This is a genomic window from Streptomyces sp. NBC_00162 (genome assembly GCF_024611995.1).
Taxonomy (GTDB): Bacteria; Actinomycetota; Actinomycetes; order Streptomycetales; family Streptomycetaceae; genus Streptomyces.
Window position 1 is genome coordinate 5,078,037 of sequence record NZ_CP102509.1, and the last position, 17,175, is coordinate 5,095,211.

Genomic DNA, 17,175 nt, shown 5'->3' on the forward strand with positions numbered 1-17,175 from the left:
GGCCACCCCGAGGAGGTTTGCCCTTGCGGGCGCAAGCGCTTCGTCAGCAGCTGCTGCGTCAGTGGTTGACGCAGACGTTGCCGAACGCGGGGTTCAGCAGCGCGATCACGTTCACGCTGTTGCCGCAGATGTTGATCGGGATGTTGATGGGCACCTGGACGGCGTTGCCCGAGAGGACGCCCGGGGAGCCCACGGCCGCGCCCGAGGCGCCGGCGTCGGCCATCGCGGGGGCCGCGGCACCGGCGGCCATGAGAACGCCGGCGGCCAGGACAACTGCCTTCTTGTACGTCATTTGATTTTCAATCCTTCCCGCAGAGGCGTATCCGCTGCAGAAATAACAACGAGCGGCTCCGGGAAAAGAAACAGTCCAGGTGCCCGGAATTCGGGCTTTATTTGGGTTGCTATTCACGGCCCATTCATGCGGCGAGGCCGTCGCGACCGAATTGGTGCGACGGCCTCACTGGCACGGACCTCGATCAGCTGCCGGAGGAGACGTTGCCGGAGAGGATCGGGATGTTGTCCAGGATGTGCGAGAGGGCCTCGTCGCCCTTGGCCTGCGTGGAGTTCTCGGTGCACTGCTGGTTCTGCGGGCTGGACAGGACCGGGATGTCCTGGACGCCGACGTTGACCAGAGCAAGCACGGACTGCACGTTGGCCTTGGCGGGCAGGGCGATGCAGGGCTTGTTGAAGGAGCCCTGGATCAGCGCCATCTGCGGGCTCATGTTGCCGTAGGTGGCCTGGTTGCCGTAGATCTGCGAAGCACCGTTGCCGTTCACGGTGTTGATGCCGTTGTCGTTCCCGATGGCCATCGCCTGCGGAGCCATGGCGGCGCCCATGCCCACGACCGAGGCCGCAACCGCTGCCGTGGCCATCATCTTCTTGATCATTGTCGTCCCTTTTTAGCAGGATTGCCCGGTACTGGAGCATCAGGAACAACGGCCCGGCACCCGCCGGGGTTGCGTGACTTCACCCGGATGCCGCCGTTTCGGACGGCGCGGTTGACGCTCAGGCGTTCCCCTCGGTGTCACGCTGCCGCTCGGGACGCCGTTGGGTCCCGCCCGCGAAGCCGCTCGCCGCGGCCTCGCCCTGCCGCATGCGCGGAATTCCTTTCGGTTCGAACAATGGTGCAAGCGATAACGACCCGCTCGGTTCGAGGGTGCGTGCCATCGCCCAAAAGGCCGTACGAGCGAGTCCGACGTGATTTCCAGCCCGATTTCTGACAAAGTTCACTCCTGTTTTGTCCCCTTGATCGAAAATGGAGACAGGGTCATGGGTTCCTCCCGCAGAATCCTCGGCACGCTCGGTCTGCTGTCCTGCCTCACACTTTCCGCGTACGTTCCCGCGGCGCAGGCGGCCCCCGCGCCGCAACCCCCCGCTCCCAAGGAGATGCCTCGGGTTCCATTCACCCAGCGTTACCAAGCGGTGCAGCACGGCGGGCTGGTGCGGGCCTCCAACTCCGGCATCAGCTGCCGCCGCGAGGAGTCCCCGCAGGCCGAGCCGTGCGCCGAGGTCAAGCGGGGCGCGGCAGGGGTCAACAGCGACTTCGAGATGTTCTACAGCGAGGTCGACAAGGACCCGGACACCTACAACTCCACCCGGGCCGAGCTCAAGGTCCCGCAGGGCGCGAAGGTCTCGTACGCCCGTCTCTACTGGGGCGGGAACCTGCGGGTGGGCGAGCAGAAGCCGCCGGAGGACAACGGCCGGGTGCTGGTCGCAGAGCCGGGCGGCGCGTACAAGGAGGTCCTCGCCGACACCGTGATGGGCCACAGCACGGACGCGGGCAGCGATGCCTACCAGGCCTCCGCCGACGTGACCCCGCTGGTGCGCAAGGGTGGCGCCGGGATGTGGACGGTGGCGCAGCTCAACATCGCCATGGGCCACTCCGAGGTCGGGGCCTGGGGCGGCTGGACGCTGGTCGTCGCCTACGAACACCCGCAGGAGCCGGTGCGCCGGATCTCGGTGTGGGAAGGCTTCGAGGCGCTCGCCGCCCGGGCGGGCGACGGGGTGGTCGAGCTGGACGGCCTGGACGCGCCGGCCGGGGCGTCCGGGCGGGTCGGGGTGGTCGCGTACGACGGGGACCGCGGCACCTTGGAGGACTCACTCACCGTGACGGCCGACAGTGGCCGCCGGGTGAGTCTCAGCGATCCGGAAAACCCTTTCAATGACGTCATGAATTCCACGATCACGGAATTCGGACAGCAAGCATTCTTGCGACAGCCGGATTATATGAACAATCTCGGATATGACGCGGACGTGTTCGATCTGAGTCCCGCCCTGTCCGGTGGTGCCCGCAGTCTGAGCTTCAGGTTCACGGGTGAAAGTCAGGGTCATTTCCTCGGTGTGCTCTTCGTTCAGACAGACGCGCGCCGCTGAACGTAGGAGACCACTCCACGTGCCCACACAGCCATGGGCGGCACAGCCCACGACCGTCCTCCATCTCGCCCAGCCCGTAGACGGCGGTGTCGCCCGGGTCGTCACCGATCTCGTGCGCGCCCAGACCGCCGCGGGCCTGCGCGCCGTCGTCGGCTGCCCGCGCGGCGGAACGCTCGCCGGCGCCGCCCGGGAAGCCGGCGCCGAAGTGCTCACCTGGCGCGCCGGGCGGGCCCCCGGGCCCGGTCTGCCCGCCGAAGTGCTCGGCGTCCGGCGGCTGCTCCGCCGCGTCCGGCCCGACCTCCTGCACGCCCACAGCGCCAAGGCCGGGCTGGCCGGGCGGCTCGCCGCGCGCGGCACCGTCCCCACCGTCTTCCAGCCGCACGCCTGGTCCTTCGACGCCGTCGGCGGGGCCACCGGCGCACTCGCGCTGCGCTGGGAGAGGTACGGGGCGCGCTGGGCCGACCGGGTGCTCTGCGTCAGCGAGGCCGAGCGCCGCGCGGGCGAGGCCGAGGGGATCACCGCCCGGTGGTCGGTGATCCGCAACGGCGTGGACCTCGACCACTTCCGGCCCGGCGGCCCGGACCCCGGCCAGGACAAGGCACGGGCCCGCGCCGGGCTGCCGCTGCCCGCGGCCTTCCGGGGTGACGGGCCGCTCGCCGTCTGCGTGGGCCGGCTCTGCCTCCAGAAGGGGCAGGACATCCTGCTGCGGGCCTGGCCGGAGCTGCTGGGCACCGTCCCCGGAGCCCGCCTCGCCCTCGTCGGCGACGGCCCCGACACCGAACGGCTGCGCCACACCGCCCCCTCCGGGGTGCTCTTCGCGGGCGCCGCCCCCGACATCCGACCGTGGCTTCGGGCCGCCGATCTCGTTGTACTGCCGTCGCGGTGGGAAGGCATGGCGCTCGCCCCGCTCGAGGCCATGGCCTGCGGCCGCCCGGTCCTGGTCTCCGACGTCAGCGGTGCCAGGGAGAGCCTGCCGCCCGGCCAGGGACGGCTCTGCCTGGTGCCACCGGAGGACCCGACGGCGCTGGCCAAGGCCCTGGGACGGCTGCTCGCCGAACCGCGGCTGCTCGCCGAACTCGGAGAGCAGGCCCGGCAGCACGCCCGGACCGACTTCGACGTGCGGCGGACCACGGACGCGGTCACCGGCCTGTACCACGAACTGCTGGGCAGGCCCCGGCCCTTGAACCAGGAGCGCATCAGCCGATGACGATGGACAGCGCACCCGCCCGGCACACCGGGCAGGGCGGCACGGGGCCCGCCGGCGGTGCCGGCATCACTGCCGTACGCCGTGCCGCGACCGCCATCCACCCTCCGCGCGGGCCCAGGGCCGGCCAGGCCCGGCCCGCCGTACGCCCGCAGCGGGTCCGCCGCCTGGACGGGCTGCTCCCGCTGCTCACCGCCGACGCGCTGGCCGTCGTACTCACCGCGACGGCCCTGCCCGGAACGGGCCTGCCGGCCCCGGCGGCCGCCCCGATCGCCGTCCTGCTCACCGCACTGCACGCGCAGGCCGGGCTCTACCGGCCGCGGCTCTCGCCCTCGGCGCTCCTCGAACTGCCCGTGCTGGCCGGGCGGTCCGCCGTGCTGTGGTGCGGCGCGGCCACCGTCGTCGCCGCCGTGGAGCCCGCCCACGCCCTGGGCTGGGGCGCGCTGCTCACCGCCGTGTGCCTTCAAGTCGTACTGGCGTGTGCGGGGCGCGGGTTCGTCAATCAGTTCCGCCGCCGCACGCGCCTCCGCCGGCCGGCCTCCGCCCTCGTGGTCGGACCCGGCGCCGGAGCGGGCGCGGTGGCCACCGCCCTGTACGGCCGCCCCGAGTACGGGCTGCGCCCGGTCGGGGTCGCCGACACCGGGACGGCCGCCGAGGGCGACACCGGCCCGCTGCCGGTGCTCACCACCCACGAGGACGTCCGGCGCGCGGTCATCCAGAACTCCGTGCGGCACGCCGTGTTCACCCGCCCGCCCGAGGCCGATGAGCGCACCGCCTCCCTGGTCCGCCTCTTCCACGACCACGGCTGCCGGCTCTGGCTCGCCGACCCGGCCGGTACCGCCAAGGTCACCGGGATGCGGGTGGCGCACCCCGCCGACCAGCTGTGGGGGTACGCCGTCCAGCCCCTGCTGCCCCGCCCGGCGCGGCCGCTGGAGCGCTGGGTCAAGCGGGGCCTCGACGCCGTCCTCGCACTGGTCGCGCTGGCCGCCGCCGCGCCCGTGATGGCCGCCTGCGCGCTGGCCGTACGGACCTGCGACGGGCCGGGGGTGATCTTCCGTCAGGAGCGGGTCGGCCTGTACGGGCGCCCCTTCACCCTGCTGAAGTTCCGTACCCTGCGCGCCGACGAGCACGAGTCCGCCACCCGCTGGACGGTCGCGGGGGACCGGCGGATGAGCCCGGTCGGCTCCTTCCTGCGCAAGTCCTCGCTGGACGAGCTGCCGCAGCTGTGGAACGTCGTACGGGGTGACATGAGCCTGGTCGGCCCGCGCCCCGAACGACCGTTCTTCGTCGCCAAGTTCTCCACCGTCCACCCCGGATACGAGGCCCGGCACCGGATGCCCGTCGGCATCACCGGCCTGGCCCAGATCAACGGCCTGCGCGGGGACACCTCCATCGAGGACCGCGCCCGGTTCGACAACCACTACATCGACACCTGGTCGCTGTGGCAGGACCTGTGGATCCTGGCCCGCACCGCGGCCTCCTTCTTCCGCTTCCGGCTGGGGGGCAGCTGATGAGCCTTGCGGTATCCCTATCCCTGAACGGTGCCCGGCCCGACCTGCCGGGGCTGCTGCGGCGGCACTGGCCGCTGCTGCCGCTCGCCGCGACCGTGCTCTTCCTGCTCGCCCCGCTCCCGGCGGGGGACGCGACGGCCTCCGGGAAGGTCGGCCCGGCCGACGCGGCCTCGCTGCTGCTGGTCTTCGTCTGCGCCGTGCAGGCGCTGCGCGGCCGGGTGCGCGGGCTGACCCCGCTGGGCGTGCTCGTGCTCGGCATGCCCGCCGTGGGGCTCGCGGTCGCGACGATGACCGCGGGTGACCCGCACGCCGCCCTGCCGGGCTTCGTGCGCTACCTCCAGGTCTTCGTGCTGGTCCCGGCGGCCGTGGTGCTGCTGGTGCGCGACGCCGGGGAGTTCCGGATCGCCGCCGGGTGCTTCGTGGTCCTGGCGCTGGTGCAGGGCGCGGTGGGGGTCGTGCAGTACGCGACCCACACCGGGGCCTCCTACCAGGGCCAGGACATCCGGGCCGTGGGCACCTTCGGCCCCGGTGACGTCATGGGCATGGCCACCGTGGTGGCGTACGGGCTGGTCGTGGCGACCGCGGTTGCGCTGGCGCCGGGGCTGGGGCAGCGGGTCCGGCGGATCGCCGGGGGCGTGGCGCTGGTGCTGGTGCTGCCGCTGGTGCTGTCGTTCAGCCGGGGCGTGTGGATCGCCACCGTCGGCGCGGCGGTGCTGGTGATGCTGCTGGCCGGCATCCGGCGGGCGCTGAAGGTGCTGCTCGCGCTGGCCGCCGCCGGGGTCGTCCTGGTGGGCGGGCTGGGGGTCGGCTCCGAGATGGTCGCGGAGCGGCTGACCTCCATCACGCAGGTCTCCAGCGCCCCCGACCAGTCGGTGACCGACCGCTACACGATGTGGGCGGCCGCGGAGTCGATGTGGCGTGAGCGGCCGGCGGTGGGGGTGGGGCTGAAGGGCTTCCCGGCCCACCGGGACGGGCACGCCTCGCTGGGGCTCTCCTCGGGCAGTGACACCGCGGGCGCGGGGCAGGCGTACCTGCGCCAGCCGCTGCTCTCCCCGCACAACATGTACCTGCTCATCCTGAGCGAGCAGGGGCTGATCGGGCTGACCGCGCTGGCGGGCGGCTGGGCGGCGCTGCTGGTGGCGGGGGCGCGGCGGCTCGCCTCCGGTGCCGCGGGACGGATCCGGGACTGCGGGCTGATCGCGACCGGGCTGTTCGTGTGGCAGCTGACCGACTTCCTGTACGCGGACATCGGCGGGCCGTCCACCGTCCTGACCGGAGTGATCATCGGGCTTGCCGCCTGGTGGGCCCTTCCCTCCCGGGGGGACACGGATCCCGGTGGCCCGGGTGGCCCGCCGGTCCGCGCTCCCCGTACGGCCCGGGGCTCGGCCCCTGAGGGTGCGGCCACCCGGTGACGGACACCCCGCAGACCGGAACGCGGCCCGCCTCCGGTCCTCCGGCCGGGGCGGGCCCGGCCCGCGTGCCGGGCGCCCCCGCGGGCCCCGGGAGCGTGCCGGACCCGGCCGCCGTACCGTCCGCGCCGCCCGGCGGCCGGGCTCCCGTCCTGCCGGACCCCGGGTTCGTGGCGGGGGCGCTGCCCGGTGCCGCCGGGCATCCGGGCGGGGTGCTGGGACCGCGCAGCGTGCGGGTGGCGGCCCGCGGCGGCTCCGGCCGCCCGGCGTCCGCCCTCGCGGCCTCCGCCGGGACCGGCGCCCCGGCACCCGGATCCCCAGGCCGTAGCGGCCCGGCACCCGGACCGCCCGCCGCCCCGAGCGGGAACGGGCCGGCGCCGCTCGGGCGGTTCCTGGCCAAGGCCGCCGCCGTCACCGCCGGGCTGACCGCGGCCGGTGCGGTGTTCGGACTGGTGCGGGACCAGACCATCGCGCACCTCTTCGGGGCCGGGCACGACAGCGACGCCTTCCTGATCGCCTGGACCGTGCCCGAGATGGCCTCGACGCTGCTCATCGAGGACGCCATGGCGCTGCTGATGGTGCCCGCCTTCAGCCACGCCCTGGCCAGGCGGGCGGCCAGCCGGGCCGGGCTCACCCGCAAGGAGGCCCGCGCGCAGGACCCAGTACGGCTGCTCGTGGGGGCGACCCTGCCGCGCCTCGCCGTGTTCCTGGCCGCGGTGGCCTCCGTGCTCGTCGTGGCCGCGCCGCTGGTCGTCGCCGTGCTCGCGCCCGGCCTGCCCGACCCGGAACTCGCCGTCCAGTGCACCCGGATGACGGCGCTGACCGTCATCTCCTTCGGCATCGCCGGGTACTTCAGCGCGGCACTGAGGGCGCACCGGTCCTTCGTGCCGCCCGCCGCGATCTACGTCTCGTACAACGTCGGCATCATCGGCACCATGGTCGCGCTGCACGCCCTGTGGGGGGTGCGGGCCGCCGCCGCCGGGGTCGCCGCCGGCGGACTGCTGATGGTCCTCGTCCAACTGCCGGCCTTCATCCGGAACGTGGGCTTCGGCCCGCACCGGGCCAAGGGGGCCCCGCGCAGCCAGCGCGACCGCGACCGCCCCACCCTCATCGCCTTCGGCGTGATCGCCCCCGTGATCTTCTTCGCCGTCTTCCGGCAGTCACAGGTGCTCGTCGAGCGGTTCCTCGCCGCCTCCCTGCCGCCCGGGGCGATCTCGCACCTCAACTACGCGCAGAAGGTCGCGCAGATGCCGATGGTGCTCTCCCTGATGATCTGCACCGTCACCTTCCCCGTCGTCGCCCAGGCGATGGCCGGCGGGGAACGCGAGAAGGCCCGGCGCCGGGTCGAGCAGGACCTCGCCCTCGCCTGCCTCGCCGTCCTGATGGGCACCGCACTCGTCATCGGCTACGCGCCCCAGATCATCCAGGTCCTCTTCGAACGCGGCGCGTTCACCCACCGGGACACCCTCGCCACCGCCTCCGTCATGCGGGTCTACGGACTCGGACTCCTCGGCCACTGCCTCGTCGGGGCACTGTCCCGGCCCTTCTTCTCGACCGCCCGGCCCACCTGGTTCCCGGCGCTCGCGATGGGCGCCGGACTGCTCGTCAACATCGTGGCCGGAGCCTTCGCCGTCGGCTGGTGGGGCACCTACGGCATCGCCGCCGCCAACGCGGCCGGCATCTCCACCACCGCCGTCCTGCTGCTCACCGGCCTCGGCTCCCGGATCATCGCCATCCGGGTCCGCCGCGTCGCCGTCAGCATCGGGCGGCTCGCGGTGTCCGCGGCGGCCGCCTGCGCCACGGGCTGGATCGCCGGGCCCATGATCCCCGACCCGAAGCTCAGCGCCGCCCTCGGCTGCCTGCTGGTCCCGGCCATGTTCGGAGCCACCGGCACCGCCATACGCGCCCTCGAAGTCACCGCCCTGCCCGGTCAGATCGACCGGTTCACCTCCCAGTTCACGCAGAGGTTCCGCAATGTCCGCTGACACCGACACGGCGCCCGCCGCCGTGGTGGTCCCCGCCCGCCGGACCGCATCGCCGTGGGTCCTGATGTACCACTCCGTCGCCGAGTTCACCGACCCCGCGGAGGATCCGTACGGCATCACCGTCACCCCCCGCGCCCTCGAGGCCCAGCTGCTGTGGCTGCGCTCCCGCGGGCTGCGCGGGGTGTCGGTCGGCGAGCTGCTCCGGGCCCGGGCGGCCGGACGCGCGGCCGGGCTGGTCGGGCTGACCTTCGACGACGGCTACACCGACTTCCTGACCCACGCGCTCCCGCTGCTGCGCCGCCACGGCTGCACCGCCACCCTCTTCGTACTGCCCGGGCGGCTCGGAGTGGACAACGTGTGGGACCCGCTGGGGCCGCGCAAGTCCCTGCTCACCGCCGAGGGCATCCGCGAAGTCGCCGACGCCGGGCAGGAGATCGGCTCGCACGGGCTGCTCCACCAGGACCTCACCGCGGCCCCCGACCACGTCCTCCAGCAGGAGCTGCGCGGCAGCCGCGACCTGCTGCGCGAGCTGACCGGGACGCTGCCCGAGGGGTTCTGCTACCCGTACGGGCACCTCGACGCCCGGGTCGTCGACGCCACCCGGGCCGCCGGGTACGGGTACGCCTGCGCCATCGACCCCGGGCGGCTCGCGGGCCCGCACGCCCTGCCCCGTACGCACATCAGCCAGGCCGACGCGGGCGCGCGGCTCCGGATCAAGCAGGTGCGCCACCAGGTGCGGGAGCTGCGGCGGGTGGTCAGCCCGTGACGGCGGCCAAGGTACTTCACGTCATCACCGGACTCGGGGTCGGCGGCGCCGAGCAGCAACTGCGGCTGCTGCTGCGGCACATGCCGATGCGCTGCGACGTCCTGACGCTGACCAACCCAGGGCCGGTGGCCGAGGGGCTGCGCGCCGACGGGGTCCGGGTCGTCCACCTCGGGATGCGGGGCAACCGGGACCTCGGAGCGCTGCCGAGACTGGTGAAGTTCATCCGGCGCGGCCAGTACGACCTCGTGCACACCCACCTCTACCGGGCCTGCGTGTACGGGCGCCTCGCGGCCCGGCTGGCGGGCGCCGGGGCGAGCGTGGCCACCGAACACTCCCTCGGCGAGGGTGAGATCGAGGGCCGGCCGCTGTCGCGCGGGGTGCGCGCCCTGTACCTGGCCAGCGAGCGGCTGGGAGCCGCGACCGTGGCCGTCTCGGACACCGTGGCCGCCCGGCTGGAGGACTGGGGGGTGCCGGCCGCGCGGGTGCACGTCGTACCGAACGGGATCGAGGCCGTCCGCTTCCGCTTCGACGAGGGCGTACGGCGCTCCACCCGCGCCCGGACCGGGCTGCCGGAGCGGGCCTTCGTGGTCGGCGGGGTCGGCCGGCTGGTGCCGGGCAAGCGGTTCGACGTCCTGGTGCGGGCCGTGGCCGCGCTGCCCGGGGCGCACCTGCTGCTGGCCGGGGACGGGCCCGAGCGCGCGGGGCTGCGGCTGCTCGCCGCCGAGCTGGGCGCGCAGAGCCGGATCCACCTGCTGGGGGAGCGGAACCCGCTGGGCGACAGCGCGGACGGCCGCACCCCGGGGATCCCGGCTCTGCTGGCCGCCATGGACGTCTTCGTCTCGCCGTCGCGGGAGGAGGCCTTCGGGCTGGCCGTGGTCGAGGCGCTGGCCGCCGGGCTGCCGGTACTGCACGTCACCTGCCCGGCCATCGACGACCTGCCCCCCGCGCAGGCCCCCGGCGCCCGCCGCATCGGGACCGGCACGGACGAGCTGATCGCGGCCCTGCGCGGCCACATGGAGGCGGGCGTCCGCCGGCTGCCCCCGCCGCCGGTGGTCCGCCGCTACGACATCGCCCGCAGCGCGCGGCAGCTGCTGGACGTGTACGACCTGGCCCTGGCCGGGGCCGGCTCCCGGGGCTCCGCCCCGGACCCCGCGCCGCGAACTCCCCCGGCCATTGCCGAGAGGCGCCCCCAGGCGGGGCTGGACATGCCGGTGGGGCTGGAATGACCGGCCCCACGTACCCGAAGGAATCGAACCCCGTTCAGGAAGCGAGCACGCTCATGGCCGACAGCGCCGACCAGAAGAAGTCCGAGAGCAAGTCGGAGAGCAAGTCCGAGAGGAAGTCCGAGAGGAAGTCGGAGAAGAAGTCCGACCACCGATCCGAGAGGAAGCGGGCCCGGCGGCGGTTGCTGCCTCCCCCCGCCTGGTGGCCGCTGCCCGCGTGCGCCCTGCTCGGGCTGGCCGCGGGAGGGGCGTACGGGGTGCTCAAGGCCCCCGAGTACGCCGCCACCAGCTACGTCGTCGCCGTGCCGGACGACACCACCGAGCCGGCCACCGCCCTCGGCTTCTCCCAGGCCTACGCCCGGATCGCCACCAGCAGCTCCACGCTCGCCTATGCCCAGCCCCGCGCGGGCATCAGCGCGCGCCAGCTGCGGACCCAGGTGCGGGCCGAGACCTCCCCCGAGTCCCCGATGATCGCGATCACCGGTACCTCCAAGAGCCCCGGCGAGGCCGCCGACATCGCCAACGCCGTCGCCGACGCCCTGTCCCTGAGCAGCAATCAGGCCGCGAAGAACACCGGCGTGCAGCTGCTGCTGTTCAACCAGGCCGTGGCCCCCACCGACCCCGCCTCCCCGTCCGCCGCCATCAGCGGCGCCGTCGGGATGTGCGCCGGCGGCCTGCTGGGCGGGCTGTGGCTGCTGGCCCGGCCCGCCCGGCGCAAGGAGCAGGAGGAACCGCGGGCTCAGACGCGGGTTCGGGCGCAGTCCTCGGAGGAGCACCCGCTCGTCGAGGAGTACGCCTCGCTCCCCGCGCAGGGTGAGCACACCGAGACCAAGGAGAAGGAGTCCGTGCGATGAGTTCGGGCCCCGCCGCGGCCCTGTCGGTGACGCTGTGCCGCGACCCCCGGCAGTTCGCCGCGCTGGAGGAGCCGTGGAACCGGCTCGTCCGCGCCTGTCCCACCGCGACCCCCTTCCAGAGCCACGCCTGGCTGCACTCCTGGTGGCTGTCGTACGGGAAGGACGGCCGGCTCCGGATCGTCCTCGTGCGGCGCGGCGAGGAGCTGGTCGGCGCGGCCGCGCTGATGCTCGTACACCGGCCGCTGCCGCTGCTGGTGCCGCTCGGCGGCCCCATCACCGACTACTTCGACGTGCTCGTGTCCGCGGAGTACACCGACCTGGTCGTCCCGGCTCTGGCCCGCGGGCTGCACCGGGCCGCCCGGGGCGCGGTCGTCGACCTGCGCGAGGTCCGGCCCGGTGCCGCGGCCGAGGCGCTGTTCAAGCACTGGCCCGGGGTCGGCGCCCAGCTCACCGACTCCACCTGCATGGAGCTGCCCGCGCTGCCCTTCGACGAGCTGGTCAAGCGGATGCCGGCCTCCGGTGCCCAGCGGGTCCGGGCCAAGCTCCGCAAGACCGACGCGGCCGGGATCGAGGAGCACGATGTCGCCGAGCAGGAAGTGCCGCGCGCCGTACGGACCCTGCTGCGGCTGCACGAGAAGCAGTGGCGCGGCCGCGGGGTGACCCCCGAGCACCTCAGGCCCCGGTTCGCCGAGCACCTGACCCGGGCCACCCGGCGGATGGTGCGGGCCGGGGAGGGCCGGCTGACGGAGTTCCGGCTGGACGGCAAGGTGGTGGCGGCCAACGTCACGCTGCTGTCGGCCGGGCTCAGCGGCGGCTACCTGTACGGCGCCGACCCTGACCTGCGCACGCGCAAGGTGGACGTGGCGACGCTGCTGCTGCGCCACGAGGCCGGTCGGGCGTACGCCGAGGGCCGCCCGGTGGTGAGCTTCCTGCGCGGCGACGAGCCGTACAAGAACCACTGGCGACCCGAGACCGTGGTCAACCAGCGGTTCCTGCTGGCGACCACCGCGCTCGCGCCCCTGCTGCGGCTGCACGAGTCGCAGGTGACGGGGCGCGAGCGGGCGGTGGACGCGCTGCGGGAGGCGCTGCCGGCCGCCAGGGACTGGCGGGCGCGGCTCAACGAACTGCGGGTGCGATGACCCGTCTAGAAGGGCCAGAAGCCGGAGCCCTCGCCCAGGTCGACCTTGACGCAGAACGACTGCTTGCCGACCAGCTTGGAGAGCCACTCGCCGAAGCTGAGCGGGATGCACCACTCCTTGCTGTTGACCGGCGGCTTCGCCGGTTCCGGCAGCGGCTGCGGCTTCGGCTGGGACGGGGAGGGGGTGGGCTCGGGCGACGGCACCGGGGTCGGGACCACGGGGGTCGGGGCTCCGGAGGGTGTGGGGACCTGCGGCGCCGGAAGGTCCGGCGAGGGCACGGGCGTCGGCTCGGGCACCTCGGGAGTCGGGACCAGCGGGCTCGGGGTCACCGGGAGCGGGACCTCGGGCGTGGGGGCCACGGGGGTCGGGGTCGGCACGGCCGGCGTCGGGATCTGCGGGGTCGGGAGGTCCGGTGTGGGGACGGCCGGCGTCGGGACGGCCGGTGTGGGTACGGCCGGCGAGGGCACGACGGGCGTCGGGACCACCGGGGTCGGGACCACCGGGGTCGGGACCACGGGCGTGGGCACCACCGGGGTCGGGATCACCGGGCCGGACGGGTCCGACCTCAGCGCCTGGCGGAAGACCTTCGTGGACTCCGGGTTCTGCTTGCACTGCCACACGCCGTGCGGGCAGTAGTCGGTGATGGTGTGGTAGAGCGGCTTCTGCTGCTCGATCCACTTCAGCATGCGCCGCACGTACTCCGGATTGTCCCCGCGCCGGAACAGCCCCCACTCCGGGTACGAGATCTGCTTGCCGTGTGCTTCCGCGAAGTCGACGTGGTCCTGGAGCCCGTACGGCTGGGAGATCTGCTCGTCGAAGGTCCGGCCGGGACCCTGGTCGTACGAATCCATTCCGATGATGTCGACCACGTCGTCGCCCGGGTAGCACCTGGTCCAGCCGATGGCGTCCGTACCCCTGTTCGGGGCGAAATCGAACTTGAACTTCTGTCCGGGCACGGCACGCATCGTGTTGACGATGCGCTTCCAGTACACCTTCCAGTTCTCCGGGTCCGGAGCGCAGCGGTGGGTGTAGGTGGTGCCGTTCATCTCCCAGCCCAGCACGATCACCGTGTCCGGCACGCCCGCTTCCACCAGCCGCTCCGCCAGTCTCTGGAAGTGCCGGTCGAACTCGCCCTCCGCGCCCGCCCTGATCAGCCGCGCCACCTGGTAGTCGGACACCCGGCCCTCGTTGCGCGCCTGCATGGGCACGTTGAGGACGAACAGCCGGTCGTCCTCGGCCCGGCGCCACTCGGCCCAGTCCTCCAGGAAGTCGACGTTGCCCTCGATGCCCGCCCACCGGTCGCCGGGCAGGTAGGTGTGCCCGACCCGGATCTCCTTGCCGCCCAGCCAGCGCGACAGGTACGGGATCCGGGCCACGCCGGGCGGCCCGTAGTGGAGATAGGCGCCCATGGCGACGTCCGAGCCCGGGTACCGGTCGTCGTCGGGAGTCGAGAGTGCGGCTCCGGTGGCCAGCAGTCCGGCCGTGACCGTACCGATGCAGGTGCTTGCCAGGCGGCGGCGTGGTCTGGGCATGGCGTCTCCCGAGCTTTCCTGAATCGGTTTGCTTACCAAAGACGTTAGGCATCAGATCCGACGAATGGCCTGTCCGGTGACGCCCGCCTAGGCCATTCGCAGTCGCACATCATCCCCGCTTGGTCCGACTAGGTGAAAGACACCGCTGCCATGCACGCGTATCTCAGCCATGTGCCCGCCGTTCTGCTCAGACTCGACCGGAATCCGTTCCACCACGGAACCCTTGGCGCCGTCAGATCCCTTGGCCGCAAGGGCGTGGAGGTCCATGCCGTCGTCGAGGCCGGGGGAGGTCCCATGGGGCGTTCGCGCTATCTGCGCGCCGTGCATCCCGGCCCGGCCGGCGGACTGGACCCCGAGGCGCCCGAGACGCTGCTCGAGTGCCTGACCGGGGTGTCGGAGCGGATCGGCCGCCCTGCCGTGCTCGTCGCCATGGACGACCTGAGCGCGATCACGGTGTCCCGGGTCGCGCCGATGCTGACGGACCGTTTCCGGATTCCCCATCAGCCCGACAACCTGCCCGCCCGGGTGGCCGACAAGGCCGAGCTGTCGCGGCTGTGCGCGCGCTGGGACATCCCGCACCCGGAGACTGTCATCCCGGCGAGCGGCGGCGAGGCGGCGGAGGCCGCCTGGCGGCTCGGCCTGCCGCTGGTCGCCAAGTGGAGCCGGCCCTGGCTGCTGCCGCCCGGGGCCGACGGCCTGCGCAGCACCACGCTGGTGCACACCGCCGCCGAGGCGCGGCGGCTGTACGAGCGCTCCGCCGAGGCCGGGAGCCGGCTGCTGCTCCAGCGGTTCCTGCCGGCCGGGCCGGACACCGACTGGTTCTTCCACGGGGCCTTCGCCCGGGGCGGGCGCCCGCTGCTGGCGGGATCGGGCCGCAAGGAGCTGTCGTGGCCGGTGCGGACGGGGCTGACGGCCGTTGGCCGCTGGCTGCCGGATCCCGCGGTGGAGGAGGCTGGGCTGCGGCTCGCCGAACGCCTCGGCTACCAGGGGATCCTGGATCTGGACTTCCGCCGGGACGAGCGCGGCACCTTCCGGCTGGTGGACTTCAACCCCCGCCCGGGTGCGCAGTTCCGGCTGTTCACGGACGCCGCCGGGCTGGACGTCGTACAGGCGATGTACCTGGATCTGACGGGGCAGCGGGTACCGGCGCCCGCGGGCAGACCGGGCCGGGTGTTCGTCGCCGAGAACTACGCGCTGCTGGCGGCGGTGCGCGGCCGCTCGCTGCCGCCGCGCCGCGCGGCGGCCTCGAAGGCCGCGGCGACTGCGGGGGCGGCCGGCGAACCGGCGGCCGCGCGCGGGCGCGTGGAGGCGGCCTGGTTCGCCGCCGACGACCTGTTGCCGTTCCTGGCGATGATCCTCGCCTTCCTCGGCCGGGGGCTCGGCAAGGGCGCCCGGGTGCTGAGGGGAGTTCCGGTGGTGCAGGGGCGGCGCACCGCACGCGCGGCGGTCCGGGCGCCCCGCCAGCGCGCGCGGGAGCAGCCGCCGGCCGAGGGCGGGTCCGCCACCCGGTCCGCGCCGCCGGAGGCACCGGCGGCGCCGGACGAGCTGGTGACCCGTTGAGCACGACTCTGGAAGGAAGGCCGTGACCCGGATGGACGATCTCGTGGTGGTCGGCGCGGGCCCGTACGGGCTGTCGATCGCCGCGCACGCGGCTGGTGCGGGGCTCGACGTACGGCTGCTGGGACGGCCCATGGCCTCCTGGCGCGACCACATGCCCGACGGCATGTACCTGAAGTCGGAGCCCTGGGCCTCCAACCTGTCCGCGCCCGACGGGCGGTACACCCTGGCCGACTTCTGCCAAACCCGGGGACTGGTCGCGGAACACGGCACTCCGCTGCCGATCGGCACGTTCAGCGAGTACGGGATGTGGTTCGCCCGCCATGCCGCGCCCGAGGTGGAGGAGGTGACCGTCACGGAAGTGACCCCGCAGGGCGAGGGTTTCCGCGTGCACACCGCCGAGGGACCGCCGCTGCTCACCCGTACGGTCGCCCTCGCGGTCGGGGTGATGCCGTTCGCCCACCATCCCCCGGTGCTGCGCGACCTGCCGCCGGGCCACTACTCGCACAGCAGCGGCCACCGGGACCTGACGCGCTTCGCCGGCCGCGAGGTCGCCGTGCTCGGGGCCGGGCAGGCGGCCCTGGAGACCGCCGCCCTGCTGGCCGAGCAGGGTGCCCGGCCGTGCCTGGTCGCCCGGCGCTCCCGGCTGAACTGGAACGCGGTGCCGCAGCCGCTGAACCGCCCCGCGCCGCGCGCCCTGCGCGATCCGCACAGCGGCCTCGGCACCGGCTGGCGCAGCTGGGTGTGGTCGGAGCTGCCGTGGGCGGTGCGGCGGCTGCCCGCCGCCAGCCGGGAGCGGATCGCGGCGACCGCGCTGGGCCCGGCGGGCGCCTGGTGGCTGCGGGACCGCTTCGAGCGGCGCGTCCCCGTCCTGCTCGGACACCATCTGCACCGGGCGGTCGCGGTGGGCGAGCGGACCCGGCTCGGGCTGACCACCAGGGCCGGCGAGTCCGTGGTCCTGGACACCGCGCACGTCATCGCGGCCACCGGGTTCACCCCGGACCTGGACCGGCTGGAGCTGCTCGACGCGGGGCTGCGGGCCGCGCTGGAGACCGTGGGGGACAGCGGGACGCCGGAGCTGAGCCCGGGCTTCGAGTCCTCGTGGCCCGGACTGTTCTTCGCGGGGCTGCTGACGGCTCCCTCATTCGGCCCTTCCATGCGATTCGTGCACGGTGCGGGCTTCACGGCGGGGAGACTGGTGAGAGGAGTCCGCAAGCGGCTCGGTGCCCGGGGCCCGCTGCCGGGCTCCACCGGTGAGGCCCGGGACTCCCCCAGACTCCGTCCGGGGGGACCCCCAGGGGCCGCAGCCGGGCATCCCAAGACGTATCTGCGGTGAGATCCGCAGTGAGACCCGCGGTGAGAGGGGTCCGCAATGAGCGCGGAGCGAGCACAGGGCCGTGGCTGGGTACGGATTCCCGCCAGTCGCGCCGAACAGCCCGCCACGTCCCGGTCCACCGGGTACGACCGTGGCCCGTACGCGACGGCGCCCCACACCGTCCAGCCCCCGATCTACCTCTCTCTCGTCAAGCGCTGGCGGGAGGCCGGGCGCACCCTTCCGGGTCATCCTGACGAGGAGTGGGAGCGGCTGATCTCCCAGCCGTGCTGGCCCGGCCGTTAGGTGG

At 73.8% G+C, this 17,175-nt stretch carries 15 protein-coding genes; 12 read left to right on the top strand and 3 right to left on the bottom strand.

Annotated features, from left to right (window positions below):
- Positions 1–58 precede the first annotated feature (58 nt).
- The gene (locus JIW86_RS23775; protein ID WP_322975545.1) at positions 59–292 is read right to left on the bottom strand and encodes a chaplin; all 234 of its coding nucleotides are present in this window, start codon (positions 290–292) and stop codon (positions 59–61) included.
- Between the two features lie 184 nt (positions 293–476).
- Positions 477–887 (bottom strand): rodlin, encoded by a 411-nt coding sequence (locus tag JIW86_RS23780; protein ID WP_257555854.1) that lies wholly within the window; start codon positions 885–887, stop codon positions 477–479.
- 310 nt (positions 888–1,197) lie between these two features.
- Between JIW86_RS23780 and JIW86_RS23785 the strand changes: the two genes are divergently transcribed.
- The 9 genes from JIW86_RS23785 to JIW86_RS23825 all read left to right on the top strand — a co-directional run bounded on the left by JIW86_RS23785 (position 1,198) and on the right by JIW86_RS23825 (position 12,464).
- A complete protein-coding gene (locus tag JIW86_RS23785; protein WP_257555855.1) occupies positions 1,198–2,373 on the top strand; it encodes a DUF3344 domain-containing protein in 1,176 nt (391 codons plus the stop codon).
- A 19-nt stretch (positions 2,374–2,392) separates the two neighbouring features.
- The gene (locus tag JIW86_RS23790) at positions 2,393–3,580 is read left to right on the top strand and encodes a glycosyltransferase family 4 protein (RefSeq protein WP_257555856.1); all 1,188 of its coding nucleotides are present in this window, start codon (positions 2,393–2,395) and stop codon (positions 3,578–3,580) included.
- Positions 3,577–5,088, top strand: a complete 1,512-nt coding sequence (locus JIW86_RS23795) for an exopolysaccharide biosynthesis polyprenyl glycosylphosphotransferase (protein ID WP_416237591.1) — start codon at positions 3,577–3,579, stop codon at positions 5,086–5,088. Before JIW86_RS23790 ends, JIW86_RS23795 begins: the two co-directional genes overlap by 4 nt.
- Positions 5,088–6,500, top strand: a complete 1,413-nt coding sequence (locus JIW86_RS23800) for an O-antigen ligase family protein (RefSeq protein WP_257555858.1) — start codon at positions 5,088–5,090, stop codon at positions 6,498–6,500. The genes JIW86_RS23795 and JIW86_RS23800 overlap by 1 nt, the downstream gene beginning before the upstream one ends.
- A gap of 233 nt (positions 6,501–6,733) precedes the next feature.
- Entirely contained in the window at positions 6,734–8,482 is a 1,749-nt protein-coding gene (gene murJ / locus JIW86_RS23805; protein ID WP_416237684.1) for a murein biosynthesis integral membrane protein MurJ, read from the top strand.
- Entirely contained in the window at positions 8,472–9,248 is a 777-nt protein-coding gene (locus JIW86_RS23810) for a polysaccharide deacetylase family protein (RefSeq protein WP_257555860.1), read from the top strand. The genes murJ and JIW86_RS23810 overlap by 11 nt, the downstream gene beginning before the upstream one ends.
- Complete coding sequence (locus JIW86_RS23815; RefSeq protein ID WP_257555861.1) at positions 9,245–10,474, top strand: glycosyltransferase; 1,230 nt, start codon at positions 9,245–9,247, stop codon at positions 10,472–10,474. Before JIW86_RS23810 ends, JIW86_RS23815 begins: the two co-directional genes overlap by 4 nt.
- Entirely contained in the window at positions 10,471–11,325 is an 855-nt protein-coding gene (locus JIW86_RS23820) for a lipopolysaccharide biosynthesis protein (RefSeq protein ID WP_257555862.1), read from the top strand. Before JIW86_RS23815 ends, JIW86_RS23820 begins: the two co-directional genes overlap by 4 nt.
- Positions 11,322–12,464, top strand: a complete 1,143-nt coding sequence (locus tag JIW86_RS23825; RefSeq protein ID WP_257555863.1) for a GNAT family N-acetyltransferase — start codon at positions 11,322–11,324, stop codon at positions 12,462–12,464. Before JIW86_RS23820 ends, JIW86_RS23825 begins: the two co-directional genes overlap by 4 nt.
- Positions 12,465–12,469: 5 nt before the next feature.
- Here JIW86_RS23825 and JIW86_RS23830 read toward each other — a convergent pair whose 3' ends face one another.
- Positions 12,470–13,996, bottom strand: a complete 1,527-nt coding sequence (locus tag JIW86_RS23830; protein WP_257555865.1) for a glycoside hydrolase family 26 protein — start codon at positions 13,994–13,996, stop codon at positions 12,470–12,472.
- A gap of 150 nt (positions 13,997–14,146) precedes the next feature.
- Between JIW86_RS23830 and JIW86_RS23835 the strand changes: the two genes are divergently transcribed.
- The 3 genes from JIW86_RS23835 to JIW86_RS23845 are packed head-to-tail and all read left to right on the top strand — an operon-like array spanning position 14,147 to position 17,171.
- The gene (locus JIW86_RS23835) at positions 14,147–15,556 is read left to right on the top strand and encodes an ATP-grasp domain-containing protein (RefSeq protein WP_257555866.1); all 1,410 of its coding nucleotides are present in this window, start codon (positions 14,147–14,149) and stop codon (positions 15,554–15,556) included.
- Positions 15,557–15,587: 31 nt separating this feature from the next.
- Positions 15,588–16,889 (top strand): NAD(P)-binding domain-containing protein, encoded by a 1,302-nt coding sequence (locus JIW86_RS23840; protein ID WP_257559412.1) that lies wholly within the window; start codon positions 15,588–15,590, stop codon positions 16,887–16,889.
- 36 nt (positions 16,890–16,925) lie between these two features.
- Positions 16,926–17,171 (top strand): hypothetical protein, encoded by a 246-nt coding sequence (locus tag JIW86_RS23845; protein ID WP_257555867.1) that lies wholly within the window; start codon positions 16,926–16,928, stop codon positions 17,169–17,171.
- Positions 17,172–17,175 lie beyond the last annotated feature (4 nt).

Excerpts from the sequence above, each read along its gene's own strand:
- JIW86_RS23775 (WP_322975545.1), bottom strand. The coding sequence starts at position 292 with ATGACGTACAAGAAGGCAGTTGTCCTGGCCGCCGGCGTTCTCATGGCC.
- JIW86_RS23780 (WP_257555854.1), bottom strand. The coding sequence starts at position 887 with ATGATCAAGAAGATGATGGCCACGGCAGCGGTTGCGGCCTCGGTCGTG.
- JIW86_RS23795 (WP_416237591.1), top strand. The coding sequence starts at position 3,577 with ATGACGATGGACAGCGCACCCGCCCGGCACACCGGGCAGGGCGGCACG.
- JIW86_RS23800 (WP_257555858.1), top strand. The coding sequence starts at position 5,088 with ATGAGCCTTGCGGTATCCCTATCCCTGAACGGTGCCCGGCCCGACCTG.
- JIW86_RS23810 (WP_257555860.1), top strand. The coding sequence starts at position 8,472 with ATGTCCGCTGACACCGACACGGCGCCCGCCGCCGTGGTGGTCCCCGCC.
- JIW86_RS23820 (WP_257555862.1), top strand. The coding sequence starts at position 10,471 with ATGACCGGCCCCACGTACCCGAAGGAATCGAACCCCGTTCAGGAAGCG.
- JIW86_RS23825 (WP_257555863.1), top strand. The coding sequence starts at position 11,322 with ATGAGTTCGGGCCCCGCCGCGGCCCTGTCGGTGACGCTGTGCCGCGAC.
- JIW86_RS23830 (WP_257555865.1), bottom strand. The coding sequence starts at position 13,996 with ATGCCCAGACCACGCCGCCGCCTGGCAAGCACCTGCATCGGTACGGTC.
- JIW86_RS23835 (WP_257555866.1), top strand. The coding sequence starts at position 14,147 with ATGCACGCGTATCTCAGCCATGTGCCCGCCGTTCTGCTCAGACTCGAC.
- JIW86_RS23840 (WP_257559412.1), top strand. The coding sequence starts at position 15,588 with ATGGACGATCTCGTGGTGGTCGGCGCGGGCCCGTACGGGCTGTCGATC.
- JIW86_RS23845 (WP_257555867.1), top strand. The coding sequence starts at position 16,926 with ATGAGCGCGGAGCGAGCACAGGGCCGTGGCTGGGTACGGATTCCCGCC.